The 9,109-nt window shown below is 71.6% G+C and carries 11 protein-coding genes; 1 reads left to right on the plus strand and 10 read right to left on the minus strand.

Translation table 11 applies throughout. The features are described 5' to 3' along the window. The first annotated feature begins 38 nt into the window (after positions 1-38). Entirely contained in the window at positions 39-809 is a 771-nt protein-coding gene (locus ACSVC7_RS25320; protein WP_448207454.1) for a Crp/Fnr family transcriptional regulator, read from the plus strand. Positions 810-902: 93 nt separating this feature from the next. Here the strand turns inward: ACSVC7_RS25320 and ACSVC7_RS25325 are convergent, their stop codons facing one another. From ACSVC7_RS25325 to ACSVC7_RS25370, 10 genes are read right to left on the minus strand one after another with little or no spacing between them, the layout of a single operon-like run. Further along, positions 903-1,793, minus strand: a complete 891-nt coding sequence (locus ACSVC7_RS25325) for a F0F1 ATP synthase subunit gamma (RefSeq protein ID WP_448207453.1) — start codon at positions 1,791-1,793, stop codon at positions 903-905. Then, positions 1,793-3,325 (minus strand): F0F1 ATP synthase subunit alpha, encoded by a 1,533-nt coding sequence (locus ACSVC7_RS25330; protein WP_448207452.1) that lies wholly within the window; start codon positions 3,323-3,325, stop codon positions 1,793-1,795. The genes ACSVC7_RS25325 and ACSVC7_RS25330 overlap by 1 nt, the downstream gene beginning before the upstream one ends. Beyond that, positions 3,300-4,088, minus strand: coding sequence for a F0F1 ATP synthase subunit B family protein (locus ACSVC7_RS25335; protein WP_448207451.1), 789 nt, complete (start codon positions 4,086-4,088; stop codon positions 3,300-3,302). The genes ACSVC7_RS25330 and ACSVC7_RS25335 overlap by 26 nt, the downstream gene beginning before the upstream one ends. A 10-nt stretch (positions 4,089-4,098) precedes the next feature. Then, complete coding sequence (locus ACSVC7_RS25340; RefSeq protein ID WP_448207450.1) at positions 4,099-4,338, minus strand: F0F1 ATP synthase subunit C; 240 nt, start codon at positions 4,336-4,338, stop codon at positions 4,099-4,101. A 2-nt stretch (positions 4,339-4,340) separates the two neighbouring features. Next, complete coding sequence (locus tag ACSVC7_RS25345) at positions 4,341-5,015, minus strand: F0F1 ATP synthase subunit A (RefSeq protein ID WP_448207449.1); 675 nt, start codon at positions 5,013-5,015, stop codon at positions 4,341-4,343. Next, a complete protein-coding gene (locus tag ACSVC7_RS25350; protein WP_448207448.1) occupies positions 5,012-5,290 on the minus strand; it encodes an N-ATPase subunit AtpR in 279 nt (92 codons plus the stop codon). Before ACSVC7_RS25350 ends, ACSVC7_RS25345 begins: the two co-directional genes overlap by 4 nt. 3 nt (positions 5,291-5,293) lie before the next feature. Beyond that, a complete protein-coding gene (locus ACSVC7_RS25355) occupies positions 5,294-5,590 on the minus strand; it encodes an AtpZ/AtpI family protein (protein ID WP_448207447.1) in 297 nt (98 codons plus the stop codon). Further along, complete coding sequence (locus tag ACSVC7_RS25360; protein WP_448207446.1) at positions 5,587-6,051, minus strand: F0F1 ATP synthase subunit epsilon; 465 nt, start codon at positions 6,049-6,051, stop codon at positions 5,587-5,589. Before ACSVC7_RS25360 ends, ACSVC7_RS25355 begins: the two co-directional genes overlap by 4 nt. Beyond that, positions 6,041-7,495 (minus strand): F0F1 ATP synthase subunit beta, encoded by a 1,455-nt coding sequence (gene atpD / locus ACSVC7_RS25365; protein ID WP_448207445.1) that lies wholly within the window; start codon positions 7,493-7,495, stop codon positions 6,041-6,043. The genes ACSVC7_RS25360 and atpD overlap by 11 nt, the downstream gene beginning before the upstream one ends. A gap of 21 nt (positions 7,496-7,516) precedes the next feature. Then, on the minus strand, positions 7,517-8,416 hold the full coding sequence (locus ACSVC7_RS25370; protein WP_448207444.1) for a universal stress protein: 900 nt from the start codon (positions 8,414-8,416) through the stop codon (positions 7,517-7,519). Positions 8,417-9,109 lie beyond the last annotated feature (693 nt).

Genomic DNA, 9,109 nt, shown 5'->3' on the forward strand with positions numbered 1-9,109 from the left:
GAGACGACGGGCTGTGTGCGAGCGTCACGGACCAGCAGTTGTCCGGGTGGGCCACCCTCAAGCGCCCCGACCGCACCATTCATGCCGGCGCCTGCGTGTTCATGGAGGGTGACGAGAATGAGATGGTCCACATTGTCCGCCGCGGCTGGGCGCTGGCGTCCACGATGCACGAGAATGGGCGCCGCCAGGTGTTGCGCTTCGTCATGCCGGGCAACCTGATCGGTTTCGAAACCGCGCCCGATGGGGGCATGCCCTGCACGGTCGAAGCGCTCACCGATCTGACCGTGTGTCCAATGCCGCGTCACGCCTTGATGCGGTTTTGCCAGCAGGCGCCGAACGTTGCCTTGCGGATGACCTCCCTGCTCGCCGCCGAGACGATCTCCGATTGGCGGTTGCTCGGCGGGCTTGGCACGTGCACGGCGACGGAGCGGATCGCCCGGCTTCTCATCGCCCTCTACACCCGGCAACGGCGAAAGACCGCGTCGGACGTGCCGGCATCGGACATGCCGGGCGTGGCGCTGCCGATCAGTCAGGTTCTCATCGCCGACGCCACGGGCCTGACACCGGTCCATGTGTGCCGAACGCTCAAGGAAATGCGCACGGCCGGGCTGCTGTCCTTTGCGAAGGGGCGGCTGCGCGTGCTCGATTGGGCACGGCTTACCGAGTTGGCCGAGATGGGCGACGCCATGGCGCGACAAGGGGCGTCCACGCCGTCCTCGTCGACGCCCCATCACGGTGAGCGGGAGCAAGCCGATGCCCGCCGGGCTTGTCAGAGGCCGCTTGGCCCGAGTTCAGCCTTGGCGACATGACGTCACCAAACCAAGTTCCCGAAAACTCGCCTGATCACCATCGCCTCTGGGCGGAATCCGTCAGTGTGCCGAGTTCTGCACCAACGCCGCACGCTACCACACTCCTGAGTGGCGCATGCGGACCGTGCCGGCAATCCCGGCGCGGAGCGCTTCGCTTCCGGAAGCGAGTTCGATCAGTTCCGTGGTGATCTGTTCCTGCCACAGGCGGCGGATCTCGCCGGTCAGGTCCTCCAGCGTGCCTTCGATGTTCCGGTGCGCCGCCATCATCACGGCAAGCCGCGCCGCGTTCTCCGCCGCGAAGCTCTCCAAGGCCGCCTGCGCCAGCAGCGCGAAGACGTACTCGTCCACCAGCCGCGCCACCAGCCGGGGCGGCGGCAGGTTGGTCAGGGGCCGCTCCCCACCGTTCGCGCTGCGGAACCGCGTGAGGTCGAGCGGCAGGAGCGGCTCGCGCACCACCACGGGGGGCGCGCCCGGCTCCGCCCGGCCGTAGACGATGTCCATCCGGTCCAGCCGTCCGTCCGCCGCCACGCGGTAAAGCGCCTCGGCGACGCGGTGCACCGTGGCCGTGACGGCGTCGGTGTGGGTCGCCATGGCCGCCGACCAGGCGGGCGCTTTCCCGGCGTCCTCCAACAGGGCGGCGCCCCGGCTGCCCACCACCCACAGCGCCCGGGGGCCGGGAAGGGAGAGCGCCGCCTCCGCCAGCCGGTCGGTGAAGGCGCCGACGAAGCCGTGCTCCGGCGCGAACAGCAGGACGGCGGCGTTCCCCCGCTCCTCCGCCGGCCAACGGACCGCCTTGGCGCCGAGGAGGGGAAGCGCGCGGGCCAGCGCGTCGGCGATCACGCCGGCGTAGGCGCGCGTGCCGTCCAGCATGGACGTGGCCTGCTGGAGCCGCACGGCGGCGAGGGAGCGCATGGCGTCGGTCACCGCCCCCAGTTCCGCGATGCTGGCGCGGCGCGATTCCGCGTCGGACAGCCGCCCGGCCATCACGCCTCTCCCGGTTCGTCGGAAAGACCGGCGGTCTGCGCGGCCTCCGCCGCGAGGGAGCGCAGGTCGGTCCGCGTGGATTCGTCCAAATCCTCGGTGGCGAAGCGCGCGCCCAGCTCCGCCCCGCGCCCCTCCAGCAGGGCGGCCAGCGCGGCCCGGAACCGCGGCATCGCGTTCACCGGCACGCGGTCGAGCGTGCCGTCCGCCAGCGCCAGGAGTTGCGCCACCTGCAGCGCCAGCGGCTGCGGCGCCAGATGGCGCTGGGCCAGCAGCGCCCGCACGCGTTGCCCGTGTGCCACGGCCTTGCGCGTCTTCTCGTCCACCATGCCGCCGAAGCGGGTGAAGACCTCCAGCTCCAGGAACTGCGCGTAGTCGAGCCGCAAGGGCTTGGCCAGCCCGCGCACGGGCGCCGGCTGCGCCCGGCCGCCCACCCGGGACACGCTGCGCCCCACGTCCACCGCCGGCTTCTGCCCTTCCTGGAACAGCTTGGCGTCCAGCGTGACCTGACCGTCGGTGATGGAGATGAGGTTGGTCGGGATGTAGGCGGACAGGTTGCCGGCCTGCGTCTCCGCAATGGGAAGCGCCGTCAGCGACCCGCCGCCCTTGCCCGGCGCCAGCTTGGCGGCGCGCTCCAGCAGGCGGGCGTGGAGGTGGAAGACGTCGCCCGGATAGGCCTCCCGACCCGGCGGGCGGCGCAGCAGCAACGACAGTTGCCGATGCACGGAGGCATGCTTGGTCAGGTCGTCGATGACCACCAGCGCGTGCTGGCCACGGTCGCGGAAATGCTCGGCCATGGTGACGGCGGCGAAGGGGGCCAGCCATTGCAGGCCGGGCGGCGTGCCGGCGCCGGCCACCACGACCAGCGTGCGGTCGGCGGCACCCCCGCGGCGCAGGGCCTCCATCACCGCGCGCACGGTGGAGGACTTCTGGCCGATGGCGGCGTAGACGCACCGGACGTCGCCGCTGCGCTGGTTCAGGATGGCGTCCACGGCGATCGCCGTCTTGCCGGTCGCGCGGTCGCCGATCAGCAGTTCGCGCTGACCACGGCCGATGGGAAACATGGCGTCGATGATGGCGGTGCCGGTCAGCAGCGGTTCCGACACGGCGGCCCGTTCCGCGATGGACGGGGCAGGGCGCTCGACCGGCTCCCGCCGCTCCGCTGCGACGGGCGGGCCGCCGTCCAGCGGGTTGCCGAGCGGATCGAGCACGCGGCCCATCACCCCGTCGCCCACCGGCACGCGCAGCACGGACCCGGTGCCATGCACCGGCGCGCCCGACGCCAGCGCGGGGCTGTCGCCCAGCAGGACGCAGCCGATCTCGGCGTCGAGGTCCACGGCGAGTCCGGCGACGCCGCCGGGGAACAGCAGCAGCTCGCCCGCCCGCGTGTCCGGCAAGCCCGAGACGCGGGCGATGCCGTCGCCCACCGCTTCGATCCGGCCCACGGATTCGAAGCTCGGCTGCGGCACGGCTCCGACCAGCCGCTGCATCGCCCGGGGGATCCAGGCGTCAAGCGCGTCGTTCAGCGTCGTCATCGGCTTCGTCCCGGGTGGTCAGTTCCTCCACGGCGTCGGCGAGCGCCTGTTTCCAGGAATGGCGCAGCACGGTGTGCGGGAAGCGCAATTCGACCCCGGCGAGAAGGTTCGGATCCTCAACGACGGTCAGCGCCACCGTCCGGCCGAGCGCCGCCGCCAGCCGGTTCCGACACCGCCCGACGTCCGTCTCCGGCAATGGACCCGCACCGACGAGGCGCACGGGCACCGGGTCGTCGTTCGCCGCCAGCGCGCGGCGCTGCGGCTCCGGCAGGGCCTCGACGCTGCGGCAGGCCGCGGCGAGAAAGGGGAGGCTCATCGCCCCGTCCACCGCCACCTCGTGGGCCACCATGGCGAGAAGCCGCTGCGCCACCGCCGTGCCGAGCGCCGCGGTGTGGCCGCGCAGGCCGGCCAGCGCCTGCCGGCGCTCCTCCTCCAGCGTCGCCCGTCCGTCGGCGAGCAGGCGGTCGACCTCCGTGCGCGCCGTTTCGATCAGGGCGGCACGCTCGGCCTCCGCCTGGGCGCGGGCGTCGGCGAGCAGCCGGTCGCGCTCGGCAGCGAGGCCGGCCCGGTCGGACTCCAGCCCGTGGCGGAGCCGGTCGGCGTCGCCGCGCGCGGCCTCCGCCTCGGCGCGGACGCGCTCCGTCGCGGCTTGCCGCTCCGCGATCACGGCCAGAACCGGCCGGTACAGGAAATGGCGGAGCAGCCACATCAGTACCAGGAAGTTGATGGCCTGAAGCAGCAGCGTCCAGCCGTCGAGGTGCATGGCCGGCCCCTCAGGCGAACGGGTTGGCGAACAGCAGGAGAAGCGCCACCACCAGGCAATAGATCGCCATGGTCTCGATCATCGCGAGACCGACGAACAGCGTGCGCGACAGGGTGTTGGCGGCCTCGGGCTGGCGGGCGATGGCCTCCATGGCGGCGGCGACCGCCCGGCCTTCGGCGAGTGCCGGGCCGATGGCCCCGACCGACACGGCGACCACCGCGCCGAGGATGCTGATGGCGTGGATGTCCATGGTTACCTCTTCTCGATGGTGCCGACCGCGCCGCCGATGAAGACCGCGGCAAGGATGGTGAAGATGTAGGCCTGGACGAGGCCCAGCAGCGCCTCCAGCGCCATCAGCGGCACCGGCACGAACAGGCCGGCCAGCGTCAGGACGATGCCGATGACGAACTCCCCGCTCATCACGTTGCCGAACAGGCGGACCGACAGCGAGAAGGCCCGCGTCAGCTCCGACAGGAGATTCAGCGGCAGAAGGAGGGGAGACGGCTTGGCGAAACCCTTCAGGTAGGGGCCGAGCCCGCGCGCCCGAATGCCGAAAGCCTGGCTTGCGAGCAGGACGATCAGGGCGAGAGCCGCGGCGGTCTCGATGAAGGCGGTCGGGGCCTTCACCCCCGGCAACAGGCCGGACAGGTTGGCGACCGCCAGATACAGGAACAGGGTGCCGAGCAGCGGCAGGAACGGCGTGGCGTCCCCCTGCATGGTCTCCCCGAGCTGGCGGAGCAGGGTCTGCACCAGCAGCTCCAGCACGGTCTGGAGGCGCCCCGGCCGTTCCACCCGCAGCCGCCGCGTCGCCAGCGCCGCCACGGCGGTCATCGCCGCCATCAGCGCCCAGTTGGTGACCACCGGCAGCGTCACCGGCACGGGGCCGACCGTGAAAACGACCGGGGCGGTGAGCGGCGAGTCCGTCATGGCGCCTTTCCCAGCCGCCGCACCGCGGCCCCCCTCGACAGATGGAACCCGGCGAGCAGGCCCAGCAGGGCCGGCGCTCCGGCGTGGATCGCCGTCAGGGTGAAGACCGCCGCCACCCCGCCCAGTCGCAGCGCGTGCAGCGGCAGCGCGCGCCGGACACGTCCGGACAGCATCAGCCGCGTGGCGACGGCAAGGGTGTGGAAGAAGGCTGCCCCCAGCGCGGCGCCGGCCAGGATCCCGAGCCCCGTGGGAAGAAGGGACGGCACCGTCGGCATGGGTCAACGCTCCTGCTCGATGCGTTTCCAGGCCAACCAGCCGCCCAGCGCCACCCCGGCGACGATCAGCGACGCCGTCCAGAAAATCCCGCTGCCGGCCATCCGGTCGAACCAGCGGCCGGCGAGAAGCCCGAGCAGCGTCGGCACGACCACGAGCCAGCCGAGCGCCCCGATCAGCGCGAGGTTTCGGCCGGCCGGCCGTTCCCCCTCCCGCGCCCGGCGGTCGCGCCGCTCGCGCGTACGACGGACGGGATCCGCCATCGGGGCTGCCCGGTTGCCGTCGTCGTCCGGCCGGATCATTCGGCCCCTCCCGCGCCGTCCTGCGGCGCGCGGCGGCGCCCGGTCGTTCGGCGATCCGGCCGCAGGTAGGCGAGGATGTGGCGAACGGCGGCCACATGCAGGCGCCGGGCTCCGGCGCGGGCCTCCTCCTCCTCGGCACAGGCGCTGCGGAAGCGGGTCAGCACGTTGCGCTCCAGCGCCTCCAGGTCGTCGCCGACCACGGCCTCCCGCGTGGCGATGGAGACGCGCGCGCCGTCGGCGACCGTCAGCACGCCGCCGCGCACCGCGCAGTGCCGCTCCCGCCCGTCCGCGCCGCGCCAGTTGACCACGGAGATTTCAAGCGCCGTCAGCAGGTCGGCGTGGCCCGGCAGGATGCCGAAGGCGCCGGCGTCGTCCTCCGCCCGCAGGTGGCGGACATCGTCCGCGGTCGCGGCCACCGCGGTGGGGGTGGTGATGACGAGCGACAGGCGGTCAGGCCTCATGCGCCGCTCCTCCTCCGGCGGACCCCGCCGTTTCGCGCGCCTTCGCCTGATCCAGCGTGCCGGTCATGTAGAAGGAAGATTCAGCCCAATCGTCGCCCGCCCCCTCCAGGATCGCGCGGCAGCCTTTCAGCGTCTCGGCCAGCGGCACGCTGACTCCGGCGTGGCCGGTGAAGCTTTCGGTCACCAGAAAGGGCTGCGTCAGGAAGCGTTGCAGGCGCCGGGCCCGCTTGACGGCCCGGCGGTCGGCGGCGCTCAGTTCCTCAATGCCGAGCAGCGCGATGACGTCCTGAAGCTCCCGGTAATGGGCGATGGCGCCCCGCACCTCCTCGGCAAGCCGGTAATGCTCCTCCCCCACCACCATGGGGTCGAGCAGGTTGGAGCCGGAGGCGAGCGGATCGACCGCGGGGTACAGCCCCTCCGCCGCCATGCCGCGCGACAGCACGATGGAGCTGTCCAGGTGGCTGAACAACTCCGCCACCGCCGGATCGGTGAAGTCGTCGGCCGGGACGTAGACGGCCTGGATCGCGGTCACCACGGCACCGCGCGTGGAGGCGATGCGCTCCTCCAATTCGGCGATCTCGCCGGCGAGCGTCGGCTGGTACCCGACGCGCGACGGCAGCCGGCCGAGCAGGCCGGACACCTCCGCCCCCGCCTGTACGAAGCGGAAGACGTTGTCCATCAGCAGCAGGACGTCGCGCCGGGCCACGTCCCGGAAATGCTCGGCGATGGTCAACGCCGTCAGGCCGACCCGCCAGCGCGCCCCCGGCGGCTCGTTCATCTGGCCGAAGACGAGCGCCGTGCGGCCCAGCATGCCGGAGCGGCTCATCTCCTCCCACAGCTCCTGGCCCTCGCGGGACCGCTCGCCGACACCGGCGAAGACGGAGATGCCGGTGTAGCGCTCCACCATGCCGCGGATCAGCTCCATGACCAGCACGGTCTTGCCGACGCCCGCCCCGCCGAACATCGCCGCCTTGCCGCCGCGCGCCAGCGGGGCCAGCAGGTCGATCACCTTGATGCCGGTCTCGAACGGTTCCCGCGTCGGGTTGTGGTCGGACAGCGAGGGGGCCGCGCGGTGGATCGGCCGCCGCGGCACGCCGGCCGGCAGCGGCGGCCCGCCGTCCCGCGTCGCCCCCATGACGTCGAGCAGGCGGCCGAGCACGGCGTCGCCCACCGGCGCCGTCAGCGGCTCCCCCAGCCGCCGCGCCGGCGTGCCGCGCGCGAGCCCGGAGGTGTCCTGCAGCGCGATGGCGCGCACCGTCCGGTCGTCGCGGTGCAGTTGCACCTCCGCGATCAGCCGCTCCGGCCGGTCCCAGAGAATGTCGACGGCTTCATGAAGCAACGGCAAGGTCTCCGCGGGAAAGACGATGTCGAGGACGGAACCGCGCACCGCCACCACCGAACCCGTCGGGGTGGCGGAACAGCGGGGGGTGTCGCTGGGCGTCATCGCTGCACCCGGTCCGGCTGGTCAATGCGCCAGCAGCACCGCGCAGTCGATCGGGTGCGTCAGCATATGGCGCGTGGCGCCGCTCAGCACGACCTCCCGCATCCGACTGTGCCCGTACCCGCCCATGACCAACAACCCGGCGTTCAGGTCGCGCGCCGCCTCGGCCAGGGCCGTGCCGACCGGCCGGCTCTTCCGTCCGACGTGGCGGATGATGGCGTGAACGCCATGCCAGGCGAGATGGTCGACCAGCCGTTCCGGCAGTGGCTGCGCTTGTCCACCCAGCACGCCGACCACGGCGTCCATGGGGCCTTCGTCCGCAACCAGGATGGAGACCGTGCGCGCCCGGGTGATGAAGCCCATGGCGCCGGCCACCGCGCGCACCGAGGAAAGGCTGCCGTTCCAGGCGATGGCGATGCTGTCCAGCCGCTCCATGGCACCGCTGGCCAGCAGCACGGGACGGCCCGACTCAAACAGGGCGCCCTGCACGACCTCCAGGTCCAGCGCCTCCCCGGCCGAGCGGGCGAGCATCGTCAGGTCGGCGAAGCGGGCCCGCGCCGCCAGGGTTCGGGCGGTCGGGCCGGTCACCTCGTGCCAGGAGGCCGTAACGCCCTTCCCCTCGGCGGATCCGTCCGCCTCAGGCCTGTCCATCACGACCAGCGAGGCGTCGGCCACCGCGTCGTCAAACATCCGGCGGGCTGCCGCCGCGGTCTTCCGCGCGTTGCGCTCGGCCTCGTCGACGACCTCCTGAAGGATTTCGGCCGAAAAGCCCTCGCCGTACAGAGGCAGGTCGTTGCGCGGATCGCGCCGGATGTGCAGGACCTCGACATGCGCGGAGTAGGGGCGCGCCAACGCGAAGACCTCCTCCAGCAACGCCGCGTCGGTGGGAAGGCCGCCGACCGGAACGAGGATATGCTTGATCATGGGGGCCTCCCGGTTCTTGTCGGCGAATAAGGGCAAAGACCGGGAGATCCTGCGTCCGTGCTGCGGTGGTGCCTTATCCCAGGTTAAGAGGACATCGCGACATTTGTTCGGGAAACAACGCTAAGGTCGAACGGACCAGGAACGTAGTTCGATGGCCAGCCGACATGATGCTGGTCAGGTTGAAATCGGTGGCCGCCCGACCCCGGCCAAGCTCATTTCCCGATAAACAGTCGACCGCCCCAGCCCCAGCTGCTTGGCGACCTCGTCGGTGACAGGCCGGCTTCCACCAGCTTCAGCGCCGCCTTGACTTTATCCATGTCAACCGGCTGCCGCCCCGGGCGTTTGCCGCGAGCTCGGGCGGCCGCGATGCCGTCCTTGGTGCGTTCTATATCCGCCAAGTCCACGACTTTGCCAGCTTCCGACTATTTATGCGCCAACGTCAAGTGCACCTGCTCACGCTGCTAACGTTGGCCTATGCAGGCGGCAACATTCGCAAGGTTGATCAGTTGATCACACTGGTGCGCCTGGAACTCGAAAAGCTGACGCAGGCTTAGGATGCCTGCGTCCCAAGCAATAGCGTCTCATCAAGGTGAACCGTGCCGGGTTTCCCGGAGGCCCCGTTTCTTGAGAGACTGGGGTCATCATGACGAAAGCGGCATCACGCAAATACGCTCCTGAAGTCCGCGAACGCGC

The sequence above is a fragment of the Azospirillum mesophilum genome, assembly GCF_053470405.2.

Coding starts and splice junctions, on each gene's coding strand:
- ACSVC7_RS25360 (WP_448207446.1), bottom strand. CDS start 6,051: ATGAGGCCTGACCGCCTGTCGCTCGTCATCACCACCCCCACCGCGGTG.
- ACSVC7_RS25325 (WP_448207453.1), bottom strand. CDS start 1,793: ATGGCCGGGCGGCTGTCCGACGCGGAATCGCGCCGCGCCAGCATCGCG.
- ACSVC7_RS25330 (WP_448207452.1), bottom strand. CDS start 3,325: ATGACGACGCTGAACGACGCGCTTGACGCCTGGATCCCCCGGGCGATG.
- atpD (WP_448207445.1), bottom strand. CDS start 7,495: ATGACGCCCAGCGACACCCCCCGCTGTTCCGCCACCCCGACGGGTTCG.
- ACSVC7_RS25350 (WP_448207448.1), bottom strand. CDS start 5,290: ATGCCGACGGTGCCGTCCCTTCTTCCCACGGGGCTCGGGATCCTGGCC.
- ACSVC7_RS25370 (WP_448207444.1), bottom strand. CDS start 8,416: ATGATCAAGCATATCCTCGTTCCGGTCGGCGGCCTTCCCACCGACGCG.
- ACSVC7_RS25345 (WP_448207449.1), bottom strand. CDS start 5,015: ATGACGGACTCGCCGCTCACCGCCCCGGTCGTTTTCACGGTCGGCCCC.
- ACSVC7_RS25355 (WP_448207447.1), bottom strand. CDS start 5,590: ATGATCCGGCCGGACGACGACGGCAACCGGGCAGCCCCGATGGCGGAT.
- ACSVC7_RS25340 (WP_448207450.1), bottom strand. CDS start 4,338: ATGGACATCCACGCCATCAGCATCCTCGGCGCGGTGGTCGCCGTGTCG.
- ACSVC7_RS25335 (WP_448207451.1), bottom strand. CDS start 4,088: ATGCACCTCGACGGCTGGACGCTGCTGCTTCAGGCCATCAACTTCCTG.